The sequence below is a fragment of the Palleronia aestuarii genome (genome assembly GCF_003253995.1).
GTDB lineage: Bacteria > Pseudomonadota > Alphaproteobacteria > Rhodobacterales > Rhodobacteraceae > Palleronia > Palleronia aestuarii.
The window spans coordinates 86545-101496 of the sequence record NZ_QKZL01000004.1; the positions used below are offsets into that span (position 1 = coordinate 86545).

Annotated in this window: 16 protein-coding genes; 3 read left to right on the forward strand and 13 right to left on the reverse strand. The window is 66.3% G+C overall.

Annotation, left to right across the window (positions count from 1 at the left end; genetic code table 11):
* Positions 1 to 9: 9 nt before the first annotated feature.
* Positions 10 to 795, reverse strand: a complete 786-nt coding sequence (locus tag LX81_RS06285; protein ID WP_111536457.1) for a GNAT family N-acetyltransferase — start codon at positions 793 to 795, stop codon at positions 10 to 12.
* A gap of 76 nt (positions 796 to 871) precedes the next feature.
* Between LX81_RS06285 and msrB the strand changes: the two genes are divergently transcribed.
* On the forward strand, positions 872 to 1267 hold the full coding sequence (msrB, locus tag LX81_RS06290; protein WP_111536458.1) for a peptide-methionine (R)-S-oxide reductase MsrB: 396 nt from the start codon (positions 872 to 874) through the stop codon (positions 1265 to 1267).
* 10 nt (positions 1268 to 1277) lie between these two features.
* Here msrB and LX81_RS06295 read toward each other — a convergent pair whose 3' ends face one another.
* Positions 1278 to 1724, reverse strand: coding sequence for an outer membrane protein assembly factor BamE (locus tag LX81_RS06295; protein WP_234822509.1), 447 nt, complete (start codon positions 1722 to 1724; stop codon positions 1278 to 1280).
* Positions 1725 to 1810: 86 nt separating this feature from the next.
* Between LX81_RS06295 and LX81_RS06300 the strand changes: the two genes are divergently transcribed.
* Entirely contained in the window at positions 1811 to 2350 is a 540-nt protein-coding gene (locus LX81_RS06300) for a YceD family protein (protein ID WP_111536460.1), read from the forward strand.
* A 211-nt stretch (positions 2351 to 2561) separates the two neighbouring features.
* Here the strand turns inward: LX81_RS06300 and phoB are convergent, their stop codons facing one another.
* The 10 genes from phoB to LX81_RS06350 form a co-directional block, all read right to left on the reverse strand.
* Complete coding sequence (gene phoB, locus LX81_RS06305; RefSeq protein WP_111536461.1) at positions 2562 to 3248, reverse strand: phosphate regulon transcriptional regulator PhoB; 687 nt, start codon at positions 3246 to 3248, stop codon at positions 2562 to 2564.
* Positions 3249 to 3252: 4 nt separating this feature from the next.
* On the reverse strand, positions 3253 to 3963 hold the full coding sequence (gene phoU, locus LX81_RS06310; RefSeq protein ID WP_111536462.1) for a phosphate signaling complex protein PhoU: 711 nt from the start codon (positions 3961 to 3963) through the stop codon (positions 3253 to 3255).
* Positions 3964 to 3974: 11 nt separating this feature from the next.
* Positions 3975 to 4772, reverse strand: coding sequence for a phosphate ABC transporter ATP-binding protein PstB (gene pstB, locus LX81_RS06315; protein WP_111536463.1), 798 nt, complete (start codon positions 4770 to 4772; stop codon positions 3975 to 3977).
* A gap of 10 nt (positions 4773 to 4782) precedes the next feature.
* Positions 4783 to 6126 carry a phosphate ABC transporter permease PstA gene (pstA, locus tag LX81_RS06320; protein WP_111536464.1) on the reverse strand — a complete coding sequence of 448 codons (1344 nt, stop codon included), beginning with the start codon at positions 6124 to 6126 and terminating at the stop codon, positions 4783 to 4785.
* Positions 6123 to 7583 carry a phosphate ABC transporter permease subunit PstC gene (pstC, locus tag LX81_RS06325; RefSeq protein WP_111536465.1) on the reverse strand — a complete coding sequence of 487 codons (1461 nt, stop codon included), beginning with the start codon at positions 7581 to 7583 and terminating at the stop codon, positions 6123 to 6125. The genes pstA and pstC overlap by 4 nt, the downstream gene beginning before the upstream one ends.
* Before the next feature lie 83 nt (positions 7584 to 7666).
* Positions 7667 to 8704 carry a PstS family phosphate ABC transporter substrate-binding protein gene (locus LX81_RS06330; protein WP_111536466.1) on the reverse strand — a complete coding sequence of 346 codons (1038 nt, stop codon included), beginning with the start codon at positions 8702 to 8704 and terminating at the stop codon, positions 7667 to 7669.
* A gap of 130 nt (positions 8705 to 8834) precedes the next feature.
* Positions 8835 to 9863 (reverse strand): sensor histidine kinase, encoded by a 1029-nt coding sequence (locus tag LX81_RS06335; RefSeq protein WP_111536467.1) that lies wholly within the window; start codon positions 9861 to 9863, stop codon positions 8835 to 8837.
* A gap of 5 nt (positions 9864 to 9868) precedes the next feature.
* Positions 9869 to 11044 (reverse strand): trans-sulfuration enzyme family protein, encoded by a 1176-nt coding sequence (locus tag LX81_RS06340; RefSeq protein ID WP_111536702.1) that lies wholly within the window; start codon positions 11042 to 11044, stop codon positions 9869 to 9871.
* 28 nt (positions 11045 to 11072) lie between these two features.
* On the reverse strand, positions 11073 to 11732 hold the full coding sequence (gmk, locus tag LX81_RS06345) for a guanylate kinase (RefSeq protein WP_111536468.1): 660 nt from the start codon (positions 11730 to 11732) through the stop codon (positions 11073 to 11075).
* A complete protein-coding gene (locus LX81_RS06350) occupies positions 11729 to 12601 on the reverse strand; it encodes a YicC/YloC family endoribonuclease (protein WP_111536703.1) in 873 nt (290 codons plus the stop codon). Before LX81_RS06350 ends, gmk begins: the two co-directional genes overlap by 4 nt.
* A gap of 164 nt (positions 12602 to 12765) precedes the next feature.
* Here LX81_RS06350 and LX81_RS06355 point away from each other — a divergent pair, with 164 nt between their 5' ends.
* Positions 12766 to 13446, forward strand: coding sequence for a PAS domain-containing protein (locus tag LX81_RS06355; protein WP_111536469.1), 681 nt, complete (start codon positions 12766 to 12768; stop codon positions 13444 to 13446).
* A 119-nt stretch (positions 13447 to 13565) separates the two neighbouring features.
* On the opposite strand, the gene LX81_RS06360 is transcribed toward LX81_RS06355, so the two are convergent.
* Positions 13566 to 14936, reverse strand: coding sequence for a class II 3-deoxy-7-phosphoheptulonate synthase (locus LX81_RS06360; protein WP_111536470.1), 1371 nt, complete (start codon positions 14934 to 14936; stop codon positions 13566 to 13568).
* Between the last annotated feature and the right edge of the window lie 16 nt (positions 14937 to 14952).

Below are 14952 nucleotides of genomic sequence, written 5' to 3' on the forward strand. Positions count from 1 at the left end.
GCCGCCGACCTAGGCGTGCGGGGCCGCCGCGTCAACGCGTGCCATCATGTCGGCAAGGCTCAGCAAGGCGCGACGTCGGGTCTTCGGGATCGCGGCGACGTCGAGCGCCGTGAAGACATGGATCGTGTCCATCGCGTCGTCGATCACCGCGTGGCCACCGACCCAACCGCCCATCGCAAGGTAACTGCGTAGAAGCGGCGGCAGCGCGGCGAGACCTTGCCGTGCCGCGACGGGCGCATCGGTCGCGAACCGGATCGACCGGGCAGAGCCTTGCGGACGGATTTCGTCCGGTCCGAGGTGGTGCCGTCCCAGCAGGTCGAAGGCCGCACGATGACGGTCCGGATCGGTTCCAGCAAAGGAGGCGCAGCCAATGAGAAGCCCCGCCCGTTCGCGTTCCACGATCCGCGCGAGCGCGGCCCAGACCACGCGCAGGATGTCGGCCGCCGCGCCCGACGGCGCGACGCAGAGGCGCCCGACCTCGATCACGGCGCCCCGCCTGCCGAGGAGCGGATCGAGATCGTAATATTCGGCGCAATACGTCTCCTGCAGGGTGCTGCCATCCGCGATCGGACGCAGCCTGCAGGTTCCCAGCGGAACGCCGCTCGCCGGGTCTTCGATGATGAGGTGCCGGGAGACCGCGTCGAACCGGTCCGGACCACCGCGATCGGCGCGAAACGCTGCCCGGCGCAGGGCGAAAGCCTGCGCGAGATCCGCATCTCCACGGAGGAGAGATGCCCGGAACGGTGCATGGAACAGAAGTTCCCGCGCATCCCCATGCCCTTGGAGGATCGCCATTCCTGTCCTACGTCTCTGCACGGAAGACAGCGCGGGGCCGCCTCGAGGGGCTCCGCATCAAAAGGGAAGAAACGAGATGGAAAAGATCACCAAGACCGACGCGGAATGGCGCGCCGAACTGGACGACCTGGCCTACAAGGTAACGCGCAAGCACGGCACCGAGCGTGCGGGCACGCACGAGGATTTCCCGAAGGATCCGGGTACCTACAACTGCGTCTGCTGCGGATTGCCGGTCTTCGACCAGGAGCACAAGTTCGACAGCGGCACCGGCTGGCCGTCGTTCTGGCAACCTGCCGAGGACGAGAACGTCGGTATCTCCGAGGACCGCAAGTTCTTCATGAAGCGCACGGAGGTGCATTGCGCGCGCTGCGAGGCGCATCTCGGTCACGTTTTCCCCGACGGTCCGGAGCCCACCGGCCTGCGGTACTGCATCAATGGCGTGGCGCTCGACTTCGCGCCGAAGGCGGAGTGACGGGCAGGCGTCAATCGACGAAATCGGCAGCGTTGAGATTGCCGACATTGCCGAAGAGCTGACGCAGGAACCCGATTTCCTGCGTCCCGCCATCGGTCGTACGCCGCGACAGGCGGACGACGCGTCCGTCCTCGAGACCGAATCGCTCGATGTTGCGCAGCACCCCCCCGTCGGTGAAGGAAATGGCCACGACCTCCCGGTCGATCTCTTCCGGCGCAGCATAGCCTCTGTGCCGGAAGCGGCTCTCTACGTAGTACCAGCCGCCGGTGTCGAGAATGCCCGTCGAGGTGGGACGCCCCACCGCCTGGGCGACCTCTTCGCGCGTATCGCGGCCGACCTGCAGCGTCGCCATCGACTGGTCGGACGGCACGTACCCGTGATTTCGGTAGACTGCCGCACAGGCAGTGAGTGTAAGGACGAGGAGGATCGCGCCCACGCCGCGCATCGCTGCTGCCATGACCTTCGCGCCCCTTGTCTCATGCTGCTCGCACTCGTATCCGGGACTTACGCAAACCGCGGCCACGACACAAGAATGGAACCGCCATGACCGACGCACAGCACCGGACGCGGCTCCGCCTTGGGTCCGGCCCCCGACGGGACGCGATCGAGTTCGCGCTCGGTCCGGCGGAGATCGACCTCGCCGCCCTCGCGGAGCTTCTCGATGTCATCTCGATCCGCAAGCTGCGCTTCACGGGACTCCTGCGGCCCCAGGGCCAGTCGGGCTGGGAACTCGACGCCGAACTCGGTGCGACGATCGTGCAATCCTGTGTCGCCACGCTTGAGCCGGTCACCACGCGGATCGACGAGACTGTCCGTCGCCGTTACGTCGCGGGCAGCGTGCCGCACGATCTGCCGCTGGAACAGGAAATCCCGGAGGATGTCGATGAGGAGCCCCTGCCCGCGAGCCTCGATCTCGCGGCGCTCGCGACCGAGGCGCTCGCGCTCGCCGTTCCCCCTTTTCCCCGCGCGGACGGCGCACCGCCCGCCGATCTCGATACGGCCCCCCCAGGGGCGGAGCCGATCCGCGACGAGGAATTGAAGCCCTTCGCGGGCCTGAAAGACGCCCTGAAGCGCGGAAACTGACGGCTCAGCCGGTCTCCACCTCGATCTCGACTTAGCATTGGCATGATTCCGAAATCTCGTCGGAGATCCCCGTGACCCAGGGCGGGTGCGGAATGGCGCTGATCGCACCTCACGGACCCCAGAGCCGCGAAAAAAGTCGCTGTTTGACCGACGGCATCCGCCCGATCGCAGTCGGCATACGGCCTGACGTCACCTCTACTTAAGGGGTCTTCTAGCCGAGCGCGTAGCCGGTTCCGCGCACCGTGCGGATGAGGTCGGCGTCCCCGTGGATCCCGAGAGATTTTCTGAGCCGTCCGACATGAACGTCGACGGTGCGGCTGTCGACATAGATCTCGCGGCCCCAGACCCTGTCGAGAAGATGCTCGCGGCTCCAGACCCGTCCGGGTTTCTCGATGAGGGTCGACAGGAGGCGGAACTCCGTGGGTCCGAGCTTCACGGGCTTGCCGCCGCGCGTGACGCGGTAGGTCTCGGGATCGAGGGTGATGTCCTCGAAGCTCAAGGCCTGTCCCACGGCCGCGGGACGGGTCCGGCGCAGCATCGCCCGGACACGCGCGACGAGTTCCGCCACCGAATAGGGCTTCGAGACGTAATCGTCCGCGCCGGTCTCGAGGCCGCGGACGCGATCCGTTTCCTCGCTACGGGCAGAAAGCATGATCACCGGAACGGACCGCGTGTCCCCGCGACGCTTGAGCTGGCGACAGATCTCGATCCCGGAAATGCCGGGCAGCATCCAGTCGAGCACGACGAGATCGGGCTGCGCCTCGTCGAACACGGTCATCGCCTCGTCGCCGCTCGCGGCCTGAGCGACGGTGAAGCCGCCCGCTTCGAGGTTGTAGGCGAGGATCTCGCGCTGCGAGGCCTCATCCTCGACGATGAGGACGGTCGGTTGATGCGACATGGGATCAGGTATCCACCCGCGCGACGGATGTGATGTCGCTCTTCGGGCGCGCCTGTTCGGGCAGTTCACCCGTCACCGAATAGATCACCTGGTCAGCGATCGAGGTGACGTGATCGCCCATCCGCTCGATGTTCTTGGCGATGAAATGGAGATGCATGCACGCCGTGATGTTGCGCGGATCCTCCATCATGAAGGTCAGGAACTCGCGGAAGAGGGCATTGTACATCTGATCGATATCGGCGTCGCGGTTGCGCACGTCGAGAGCGGCCGCCGCATCGCGCTGGATATAGGCGTCGAGCGCGTCGTGCAGCATCCGTTCCACCTCGCGCGCCATCCGCTTGATCGATTGCGGCGCCCCCTCCACGGGCGGAAGATCGAGCAGAACGCCCGTGCGCTTGGCGAGGTTCTTGGCGTAATCGCCGATCCGCTCGAGGTTCGCGCTGATCTTGATGACGCTGAGCACGGTCCGCATGTCCGATGCGATGGGCGCGCGGAGCGCGACGAGACGGGCGGCTTCCTCGTTTACCCTGTCCTCGAGCATGTCGATCTGCTTGTCCGCCTCGCGGACGCGCAGTGCAAGTTCCTCGTCGCGCGTGGCGAGCGACGTCGCGGCGTCGAGGATCGCGGCCTCGACCTGCCCGCCCATCTTCATCACGAGCGCCTGGATCGCCTCGAGATCGCGGTCGAAGGCGGAGGAGATGTGTGTCTGGTTCATGGGTTCCGTTCCTAGCCGATCCGGCCGGTGATGTAGCTCTCGGTCCGGCGGTCCTGGGGATTGGTGAAGATCTGTCCCGTCTCTCCGTATTCGACCAGATCGCCGAGATGGAAGAAGGCGGTCTTCTGGCTGACGCGGGCGGCCTGCTGCATCGAATGGGTGACGATCACGACGGAGTAGTTCTCCTTCAGCTCGTCGATCAACTCCTCGACCTGTCCCGTGGCGATCGGGTCGAGAGCCGAGCAGGGCTCGTCCATCAGGAGAACCTCGGGCTCGGTCGCGACGGCACGCGCGATGCAGAGGCGCTGCTGCTGGCCGCCCGAAAGCCCCGTCCCCGCAGCGGAGAGGCGGTCCTTCACCTCCTCCCAGAGCGCGGCGCGGCGCAGCGCACGCTCGACGATCCCGTCGAGATCGGCCCGGTCCTTTGCGAGACCGTGGATCTTCGGCCCGTAGGCCACGTTGTCGTAGATAGACTTCGGAAACGGGTTCGGCTTCTGGAACACCATGCCGACCTTGGCGCGAAGCTGCACCGGATCGACCTTGCGGTCGTAGATGTCCTCCCCGTCGATGCGGATATCGCCTTCCACGCGGGCCACGTCGATCGTGTCGTTCATGCGGTTGAGGCAGCGCAGGAAGGTGGACTTGCCGCATCCCGACGGACCGATGAAGGCCGTCACCGTCTTGTCGGCGATCTCCACGCTGACATCCTTGATGGCATGCGTGTCGCCGTACCAGACCTGCACCCCCCGGGCCGAGATCTTGGTGTCTTTCATCGTGCTGTCTCTCTCGATCAATCGCATGTCGTTCATGGTATCACTCCTACCAGCGGCGTTCGAACCGGCGGCGCAGGACGATCGCCAGCGTGTTCATGATGGCCAGGAAGACGAGCAGCACGATGATCGCGCCGCTCGCGCGCTCCACGAAGGCCGGGTCGGCACGTTGCGTCCAGTTGTAGATCTGCACCGGCAGGGCGGAGGCGGGATCGAAGAACCCGTCGGGCGGCGCATCGGGGAATTCCCGCACGAAGGCCACCATGCCGATCAGGAGGAGCGGCGCGGTCTCGCCCAGGGCCTGCGCGAGGCCGATGATCGTGCCGGTTAGGATGCCCGGCGCCGCGAGGGGCAGGACGTGGTGGAACACCGATTGCATCTTCGAGGCCCCTACGCCCAGTGCCGCCGCACGGATCGAGGGGGGCACCGACTTGAGCGAGGCCCGCGTGGAGATGATGATCGTGGGCAGCGTCATCAGCGTCAGAACGAGCCCGCCGACGATCGGTGCGGATTGCGGCAGCCCCGCCCAGTTGATGAAGATCGCGAGGCCGAGGATGCCGAACACGATCGACGGCACGGCCGCGAGGTTCGAGATGTTCACCTCGATGATGTCGGTGAAGCGGTTCTTCGGCGCAAATTCCTCGAGATAGATGCTGGCCGCGACCCCGATCGGCAGCGCGAGGACGAGCACGATCAGCATCATGTAGGCCGAGCCGAGGATGGCCACGCCGAGCCCGGCGGCCTCAGGGCGTTGATCCGACGCGTCGGGATTGGTGATGAAGTTCCAGTTGAAGCGCTGAACGAGCGCGCCGTCCTCCTTGAGCGCCTCCGCGAGGCGAAGTTGCTCGGGCGAGACGTTGCTGTCGCGCTCCGCGCTCGCCATCGTAACGCGGCCCTTGAAGAACGCGTCGATCCGCCCGTTGGCCAGGAGGTCGAACTCCCTGACCGTGCCGACCTCCTCGGGATTGGCGAGGACGAAGTAGCGAACCTGCGCGGAGGCCTCGGAGGAGACGATGTCGGCGGCGTCGCCCGCGTCGAGCCCGTCGATCGAGATACCCGCCTCGGCCATCTTCGCCTCCATCGCGTCCTCGATCAGCGCGTCGTATCCGAAGCTGATGACACGGGCGATGTCGGCCGGATTGCGATTGCCTTCCGGGTCGAGCACTTCGGCGCTCAGAGGAACGTCGAGCGTGATGTAGGTCTGCCGGAACGCGCCCGCGCCGTTGATGGCGATGGAGACGAGGAGGACGACCAGCGCGAGGAGGCCCAGGCAGACGGCCGTGAGGCCGTAATACTTGAACCGTGCCTCCGCCGCGTTGCGCTTCCGCGTCCGGGCGTCGGGCGTCAGGATCGAGCTGCGCGGCGGCGATCCGGAATGGGCTGCATCGGTCATTCGTATTGTTCCCGGTAGCGGCGCACGATGTAGAGCGCGAGGACATTGAGCGCGAGGGTGATGACGAAGAGGGTCAGGCCGAGCGCGAAGGCCACCAGCGTCTCCGGGCTGGCGAAGTTCGTGTCGCCGGTGAGCTGGCTCACGATCTTCACGGTCACGGTCGTCATCGCCTCGAACGGATTGAGGTCGAGCCGGGCGGCGGCGCCTGCGCCGAGGACCACGATCATCGTCTCCCCGATCGCGCGCGAGGCCGCGAGCAGCACGGCGCCGACGATGCCCGGAAGCGCCGCGGGCACGATGACCTGGCGGATCGTCTCAGATTTCGTGGCGCCGAGCCCGAGGGAGCCGTCGCGCATGCTTTGCGGCACCGCGTTGATGATGTCGTCGGACAGCGAACTGACGAAGGGGATCAGCATCACCCCCATGACGAGGCCCGCGGTCATAACCGAAGAGCTCGAATTGCCGAGCCCCAGCGGCTGGGCGAAGTAGTCGCGCAGGAGCGGCCCCACTGTCAAAAGGGCGAAGAGGCCGTAGACGATCGTGGGAATGCCGGCGAGCACCTCGATCATCGGCTTGGCCACCGCCCGCATCCGGCGCCCGGCATATTCGGAGAGATAGATCGCGGACATGAGCCCGATCGGCACCGCGACGAGAAGTGCGATGAACGAGATGTAGAGCGTGCCCCAAAGGAGCGGCAGGATCCCGAGATCGGAATTGCCGCGGAAGTTCGGCGACCAGTTGGTCCCGAAGAAGAACTGCACGGCGGGGTATTGGCGGAAGAAGTTGATCGATTCGAAGAGCATCGACAGCACGATGCCGAGCGTCGTGAGGATCGCGATGCTCGCCGCGGCCACGAGGAGAACGAGGATGCCCCGCTCCACGATATTGCGCGCCCGCAAATTGCGATCCGTCCTGAGATAGGCCAGCACGAATCCCGCGGCGGCGACGAGCAAGACGCAGACGGTCATCGCCATCGTGCCGCGGTTCGACCATTCCCGGTAGCTCTGCGCGGCCTCGAGAACTTCGGGGCGCACATCGGCGCCGAGCGCCACGCCGATCTCGGCTAGGCTCTGACGGATGTCGTTGTCGGAGGCGGAAAGCTCGCTCATCTCCTCTTCGCTGATCACCCCGAGATTCACGAGACCCTCGAGCCCGCCCGCGACGCGGCGCACGTCGCTCATCACGAGACCGCGGGTGCTCGTCTCGGGAATGGCGTCGTCGGGGATGATCGACGTGATCCGCTGGTCGATCACCATGGGCTGCAGGAGCGTCCAGAGGATCAGGAGCAGGAGGGCCGGGACGAGGGCGGAGAGCCCGACGTTCAGCCCGTAGAAATTCGGCAGGGAGTGCAGCCTGCGACGGTCGCCATCCGCGGAGGCGAGCGCCCGCGCCCGGCCGGAGACGTAGCCCCCGGCGGCGAGCAGGCCGATGATCACGATGAGCCAGAAGACCGGCATCGGAGATGTCCTTTCGCGGGCCGCCGCAGCGGCAAGGCGATGCGATCGCGGCGACCCGGATTGGGGCCGCCGCGATCAGGCGTTCACATGATCTCTTCGGAAGAGAGTTTCTGCTGCGTCTCGGCTAGTTCCGGATCAGGAACGAGACCGTAATCGGAGAGCGGACCGCCGGGACCGGCGACCTGGTCGTTCACGAAGAACTCGGCATATTCCTTGAGGCCCGGAATCACGCCGATATGCGCCTTCTTGACGTAGAAGTAGAGCGGCCGGGAGACGGGATACTCGCCGCTCGCGATGGTCTCGGTCGACGGCTCGACGCCGCCCATCGTGGCGACCTTCAGCGCGTTCATGTTGTTCTCGTAGAAGGACAACCCGAACACGCCGACACCGTCGGGGTTCGATTCGATCCGCGCGAGCGTCTCGGTGTAATCGCCGTCGATATCGACCGCGAGACCGTCGGTGCGGACCGCCATGCAGGCATCCTCGGCGGCGTCCTCGTCGCCCCCGTTGATCTCCATGATCTGCTCCATGGCGCCCGAATCCTCGCAGCCCTGGAGGATCACCTTTTCCTCGAACACCTCGCGGGTGCCGTGCTTGGTGCCGGGGATGAAGGCCATGATGCCCACGTCGGGCAGAGTGTCGTCGATCTCAGCCCATGTCTGGTTGGGGTTCGATACCATTTCGCCGTCCTGGGGCAGTTCGGCGGCCATGGCATTGTACCACTGGGCGGGCTCGAAGGCGGTGAAGTCGGGGCCGTCCTGGCGGCTTGCGAAGACGATGCCGTCATAGCCGATGCGCACCTCGATGATGTCGTTCACGCCGTTGGCGGCACAGGCCTCGATCTCTTCCTCGCGGATCTGGCGGCTCGCATTCGCGATATCGATCGTGTTCTCACCCACGCCCTCGCAGAAAAGCTTGAGCCCGGCGGAGGAGCCGCCCGATTGGACGACGGGGGTCGGGAAATCGTAGCTTTCGCCGAAATATTCCGCGACGATGTTTGCATAGGGCAGAACCGTCGAGGATCCGGCGATCTGAACCTGGTCGCGGCTCTGCGCCGAGACGGCGACCGTCGAGGCCGCCAGGATCGCAAGCGACGACGAGAGGATTCTGGACTGGAACATGGATACTCCTTTGGCGGTCGATCACCTCAACCGTGATCTCGAGCGCTTCCCTAGGCGCCTTCGGAGTCGCTTTTGTAACGGCTTTGTAACAGTTTCATGACGATTAACGTTTTGTCGCGATTACCCCGTCTCAAGGAGGCGACATCGGCAACAGGATGCTGAAACAGCTTCCGCGGCCGGGCGCGGAGGCCATGCGCAACCGTCCGCGATGACGATTGATGATGTGCTTGACGATCGCCAGCCCGAGACCGGTCCCGCCGACGGCGCGAGAGCGATGCGTGTCCACGCGGTAGAACCGCTCGGTGAGGCGCGGCAGATGCAGCTCGTCGATGCCCGGCCCGTCGTCGCTGACGTCGATCTGCATGCCGGGGCCGCGGAATTCCGGGAGATCGTCATGCGGGGTCATCGTCACGGTGATCGTCTCGCCACCATACTTGATCGCGTTCTCGATCAGATTGCCGAAGACCTGCCGAAGCTGATCCGCATCGCCGGGAACGGACCGCACATTCTCGGGCGGCGTGAAGAGGATGACCGCGCCCGCCTCGTCGGCGACCGGCGTCAGCATGCCGATGACGGAGGTGACGAGCCCTCCGAGATCGATCGGCTCCGTCGGCCGGATACGGGCCTGCGCCTCGACCCGGCTGAGCGACAGGAGATCGCTCACGAGCCTGTTCATCCGCTGCGCCTCGCGCTCCATCGTCTCAAGGAACCTGTCGCGCGCCGCGGCATCGTCGCGCGCGGCGCCGCGGAGCGTCTCGATAAAACCGAGGAAGGCCGTCAGCGGCGTGCGCAGCTCGTGGCTTAGATTGGCCACGAAGTCGCGGCGCATCTGCCCCGCCTCCTCCGCCGCGGTCCGATCCTCGAAACTCACGAGCAGGCTCTGCCCGCTCGGGGCGACATGCGCGCGCCAGGTCGTGTCGCGGCTACCCTCCCGGTCGAGATAGGCGACGCCGCGCGCCTTTCCGTCCCGCCGGACCGCCTCGATCGCATCGAGGATCGCCGGCTGGCGGAGACCGGTGACGTAGTGCCGCCCGGCGAGGTTCGGGCCGAGGAGCCGTGCGGCCCCGCCATTCGCGGCCTCGATTCGCTCGTCCCGCCCGATGAGGAGAGCCGGGAACGGCAGCGCGTCGAGGATCTCGGCCCGGACGGTATCGGGCACGGCCCTCAGCCTCCGGCGGCAGCCCGGACCGCGGCCTCGAATTCGGCGCAGAGAAGCTCGGCGGGCTCCACCCCAACCGAGACGCGGAACGAGCCTTCCGACAGGCCCAGCGCGGCCCGGCCTTCGGGTGTCAGTGCACGGTGCGACGAGGTCGCGGGATGGCTGAGCGTCGTGCCGATATCGCCGAGCGTGGGTGCGAAGGCGATGTTCTGCGCGGCACGGACGAGCCGGTTCGCGGCCTCCCGGCCACCCGCGATCTCGAACGTGACCATGTTGCCGGTCCGCGTGCCCAGAAGCGCGTCGATACGGTTGTGGTCGGGATGGTCGGTCCGGCCCGGATAGACCACGCGCTCCATCCCCGGCAGTCCGTGGAGATGATCGGCGAGCGCGCGCGCATTCTCCTCTGCCCGGTCGTAGCGCAGTTCGAACGAGTAGACGCCGCGCTCCGCGAGCCAGCAATCGAACGGGCTGGCCGTGAGCCCGAGCGTGACGGCGAAGCCCAGCATCCGCGCGTTGAGTTCCGGATCGCGCGCGACAACATAGCCGAGCGTCGCGTCCGAATGGCCCGCGAGAAGCTTGGTCACCGAATGGATCACGATATCCGCGCCGTGCTCGAACGGACGGATCGCGCGCGGCGTCGTGAAGGTGTTGTCGACGGCGAGCAGGATCCCGTGCCGCTTGCAAAGCGCCGCGATGCCGTCGAGATCGGCGACCCGGAGCGTCGGGTTCGACACGACCTCGATCAGGATCATCTTCGTTTCGGGCCGGATCGCGGCCTCCATCGCCGCCACGTCGGTCGGATCGGCGAGGCTCGTCGCGATCCCCAGCCGCGGCAACTCCGTTCCCAGCATCCGAAGCGAACGCCCGTAGAGCTGGTCGGCCCCGATGAGATGGTCGCCATCCTCGAGGAGCCCCATGAGCGCGGCCGTCACGGCGGCCATGCCGGAGCCCACGACGAACCCGCCCGACGCACCCTCTAGCGCGTCGATCTTGGTCGCCAGCACCTCCGCGTTCGGATGCGCCTCGCGCGCGTAGGAATAGCCGCGGTCGCGTCCCTCGTAGAGATCGTCGAGCCGGTCTGGGCTCTCGGCCGCATAGACGACCGAGGGCTGAAGCGGGGTGCCCACGGGGCGGCTCGAACTCGCGGGCCATGCCGTGCGGCGGACTGGGGTGGTCGGCATCATGTCTCCATGCTCATGGCGCGCCAAGTCAGGCACGCTCCTCGAATTCGCTGTTGAGTGCCCGGACGGCCTCGACGAGATGCGGCTGCTGCGAGATGCGGAGACGCTCGGCGCTCACGATCGTCCTGAGGCGATCCTCCGTCCGCTCCAGATCGTCGTTGATGAGCACGTAATCGTATTCCGGCCAATGGCTTATCTCGTCCCGGCTCTTCTTCATCCGCGCGGCGATGACCTCCGCACTGTCCTGCCCGCGCTGTCGCAAACGCCGTTCGAGTTCCCGCATCGATGGCGGCAGGATGAAGATCGAGAGCGTGTGCTTTCCCAGTGCGGAGGCGCGGATCTGCTGACCGCCCTGCCAATCGACGTCGAAGAGCACGTCGCGCCCCGCCCCGATCGCGGCTTCGACCGGCGCAGCGGGAGAGCCGTAGAGATGCTGGAACACTTCCGCGTGCTCGAGCATCTGCCCGCGTTCCACCATGGCCATGAAACCTTCGCGGTCCCGGAAGTAGTATTCGCGCCCCTCGACCTCTCCCGGACGCGGCGGGCGGGTGGTCGCGGAGACGGAGAAGCGCAGCGTGGGATCCCAGGCCATCAGGCGCCGCGCCAGCGTCGTCTTCCCCGCGCCGGAGGGCGAGCTCAGGATGATGAGGAGACCGCGGCGGTGAGCGGGATCGGGCACGGGCGTCATTCCACGTTCTGGACTTGCTCGCGCATCTGTTCGATCGCCGCCTTCAGGTCAAGCCCGCTCCGCGTGAGCTCCGTGTCCTGGGACTTGGCGCAAAGCGTGTTGGCCTCCCGGTTGAATTCCTGCAGCAGGAAGACGAGTTTCCGCCCGGCCGGCGCCTTCCCTTCGAGAAGGGCGCGGGCGGCCGCGACATGGGCGGCGAGACGGTTCAGCTCCTCGGTCACATCCGAGCGCGTCGCAAGGATCGCCACTTCCTGAGCAAGGCGGTCTGCATCGACCTCCACCAGATCGAGCATGCGCGTTACTTGTCCGCGCAACGTTTCCGCCGCCACATCGCGACGCGCGGCGACCCGCTCGGCCGCTCCATCGAGAAGCCGCTCGATCTCGTCGAGATGGTCCGTAAGCACTCGGCCGAGCAGTCGGCCCTCCGCGGCGCGCATGGCGACGAAATCGGGCAGAACCGTGTCACGCAGATGCACGAGGAGCGCGTCACGCAATCGAGGCGGCATGGCCTCGGCCTCGCCACTCCTCTGTGCGAGGGCAATTATGTCGGTGGCGCGGCAAGGCGCGGTAACGATTCCGCGGGTGGTCGCGAGCTCTTCGACCGCCCGCACCCGGTCGAGGATCTCCGTGAGCCGGTCTATGTCTGCAGCCTCGTGCCCCGCTTCATTCTCGCGCTTCAAACGCAATCCGACATTGATCGAACCGCGGGACGCAACCCTTTCTACGGACGCGATTATTTCCCGTTCCAGCCCCTCCACCCAATCCGGTGTCCGGACCCGCACCGAAAGGTCGCGACCGTTGACCCCGCGGACCTCCCAGGACCACGACCAGGGGCCTTCGGATCGTCCGGCTGCGGCGTAGCCGGTCATGGAGACGATCATACGCGTTAACCCTTCAGATAAAATGCGACAGATTTTGGGCAGCGGGCATAGTATGACCTCATTCGGGGGCGACGGAACGTGAGCCGCGTATCACCCGCCAGAGTGTGGGACAACGAAGACCGATACGCGGTCGAAAGCCAAAGGGGCCGACGATGGAAGACGAGAGCAAGATTGGAACGCCGAAAGTGGTATCGATCGCGAAGTTCCGCACGGACCCCGCGACGGAGTGCCAGAACGCGCTGCGCACGTATTGGGAAGCGCTCTGCAACGGCCGCATCATGCCCGATCGTCACGACGTCGATCCGCGCGGACTGAGCGACATCCTCGACAAGGTCTTCCTCATCGAACGGATCGCACCGCGTCAGGCGCAGTTCCGCGTCGCGGGCCAGCATCTCGCCCAGACCCACGGCTTCGATCTTCGCGGAATGCCCGTCTCCACGATCTTCACTGCTGCCGCCCGCGCCCGGCTCGAAGATGCGCTTCAGGCGCTCTTCGATGAGCCTGCGGAGATCACGCTGGAGCTCATGGGGCCCCGCACCGGATTCTTCACCCGGATCACCGCCCATCTCACCCTCCTGCCGCTCCGCGGTCCGGACGGCGAGGTGACGCGCGCGATCGGTTGTTTCCAAGCGACCGGGAGCGGCCGGGAATCCTCGGCACCCCGCTTCGATATCGCGAACGAGGAACGCCGGACGCTGATCGGCTATGCCGATCCCGAGCGTCAGCCCATCGGCGGTGCGCCGGGCGTCTTCAGTGGTGCCGACGCGATGCGCGCTTCGCAGCATCGGAAGGCAGGCGATCGCCCGGCCCTGCGGCTCGTGACCTCGAACTGAAGTCGACGCCGCGCACCGAATGCGCGGCGCCGGGGCGCAGAACTAGAAGGACGTATCTCGTCGTATGACCCGGTCGCGGACCTCCGGACGCAGCTCACGCATCCGGAGCGGAACCGGGATCAGACGACCGCGGCGCGGGCGTGTGCCTTGCCGTGGCTGCGCAGCTCCTCCGCGACGAGGAAGGCAAGCTCGAGTGCCTGGCTCGCGTTGAGCCGCGGATCGCAGGCGGTGTGATACCGGCTCGAGAGGTCGCCATCGGTCACGGCCCGCACGCCACCGGTGCATTCGGTGACGTCGAGACCCGTCATCTCGAAATGCACGCCGCCGGGAATCGTGCCCTCCGCCTTATGGATGGCGAAGAACTCCTGAACTTCCTTCAGCACCGAGTCGAAGGGACGGGTCTTGTAGCCCGAAGCCGACTTGATCGTGTTGCCGTGCATGGGATCGCAGGTCCAGACGACCTTGGCACCCTCCTCCTCGACCGCGCGAATGAGCTTCGGGAGGTGATCGGCGACTTTGCCGGCGCCGAACCGCGCAATGAGCGTCAGCCTTCCGGCCTCGTTCGCGGGATTGAGGGCTTCGATCAGGCGCTTCAGATCGTCGGTGGTCAACGTCGGTCCGCATTTCAGGCCGATCGGATTCGACACGCCGCGGCAGAAGGCGACATGCGCTCCGTCGGGCTGCCGCGTCCTGTCCCCGATCCAGAGGAAATGGCCCGACCCCGCGATCGTCTGGCCGGTGGTCGAATCGACGCGCGTCAGCGCCTCCTCGTATTCGAGGAGAAGCGCCTCGTGGCTGGTGTAGAAGTCGACCGTCGAAAGCTCCGCGTTGCTGTCCGACGTGATCCCCGCCGCGGTCATGAAGTCGAGCGAATCCTGGATGCGGCTGGCGATGTCGCGGTACTTCCCGGCCTCGTCGTCGTCGGTGAAGCCGAGCGTCCAGGAATGCACGCGATGCACGTCCGCGTAACCGCCGGTCGAGAATGCGCGCAGCAGGTTCAGCGTACCGGCCGCTTGCGTGTAGGCATCGAGCATCCGCTGCGGATCGGGGATCCGGGCCTCCGGCGTGAAGGCAAACCCGTTGATGATGTCCCCGCGATAGCTCGGAAGCTCCGTGTCGCCCTGCGTTTCGGTGGGGGCGCTCCGCGGCTTGGCGAACTGACCCGCAATGCGTCCGACCTTCACCGTCGGCACCTTCGCACCGTAGGTCAGCACCATCGCCATCTGCAGGAGCACGCGGAACGTGTCGCGGATCGTGTCGCCGGAGAAAGAGGCGAAACTTTCCGCGCAATCGCCGCCCTGAAGCAGGAACGCCTCGCCCCGGCTGACGGCGGCGAGCTCGGCCCGAAGCCGCCGCGCTTCGCCCGCGAAGACGAGCGGTGGATAGCCCGCGAGCTTGCGTTCGACCGCGTTCAGCGCGTCCGTATCGGTATACTCGGGCATCTGCACCCGCGGCTTGGCGCGCCAGTCCGTTTTATGCCAATCACCCATCGTCCTGCTCCCTGTT

Bases quoted from the DNA above. Each gene is read 5' to 3' on its own strand.
- pstB (WP_111536463.1), bottom strand. From the start codon at position 4,772: ATGAACGACATGCGATTGATCGAGAGAGACAGCACGATGAAAGACACC.
- LX81_RS06355 (WP_111536469.1), top strand. From the start codon at position 12,766: ATGGAAGACGAGAGCAAGATTGGAACGCCGAAAGTGGTATCGATCGCG.
- phoU (WP_111536462.1), bottom strand. From the start codon at position 3,963: ATGAACCAGACACACATCTCCTCCGCCTTCGACCGCGATCTCGAGGCG.
- gmk (WP_111536468.1), bottom strand. From the start codon at position 11,732: ATGACGCCCGTGCCCGATCCCGCTCACCGCCGCGGTCTCCTCATCATC.
- LX81_RS06340 (WP_111536702.1), bottom strand. From the start codon at position 11,044: ATGCCGACCACCCCAGTCCGCCGCACGGCATGGCCCGCGAGTTCGAGC.
- pstA (WP_111536464.1), bottom strand. From the start codon at position 6,126: ATGACCGATGCAGCCCATTCCGGATCGCCGCCGCGCAGCTCGATCCTG.
- LX81_RS06360 (WP_111536470.1), bottom strand. From the start codon at position 14,936: ATGGGTGATTGGCATAAAACGGACTGGCGCGCCAAGCCGCGGGTGCAG.
- LX81_RS06300 (WP_111536460.1), top strand. From the start codon at position 1,811: ATGACCGACGCACAGCACCGGACGCGGCTCCGCCTTGGGTCCGGCCCC.
- msrB (WP_111536458.1), top strand. From the start codon at position 872: ATGGAAAAGATCACCAAGACCGACGCGGAATGGCGCGCCGAACTGGAC.
- LX81_RS06295 (WP_234822509.1), bottom strand. From the start codon at position 1,724: ATGGCAGCAGCGATGCGCGGCGTGGGCGCGATCCTCCTCGTCCTTACA.
- LX81_RS06285 (WP_111536457.1), bottom strand. From the start codon at position 795: ATGGCGATCCTCCAAGGGCATGGGGATGCGCGGGAACTTCTGTTCCAT.
- phoB (WP_111536461.1), bottom strand. From the start codon at position 3,248: ATGTCGCATCAACCGACCGTCCTCATCGTCGAGGATGAGGCCTCGCAG.
- LX81_RS06350 (WP_111536703.1), bottom strand. From the start codon at position 12,601: ATGACCGGCTACGCCGCAGCCGGACGATCCGAAGGCCCCTGGTCGTGG.
- pstC (WP_111536465.1), bottom strand. From the start codon at position 7,583: ATGCCGGTCTTCTGGCTCATCGTGATCATCGGCCTGCTCGCCGCCGGG.
- LX81_RS06330 (WP_111536466.1), bottom strand. From the start codon at position 8,704: ATGTTCCAGTCCAGAATCCTCTCGTCGTCGCTTGCGATCCTGGCGGCC.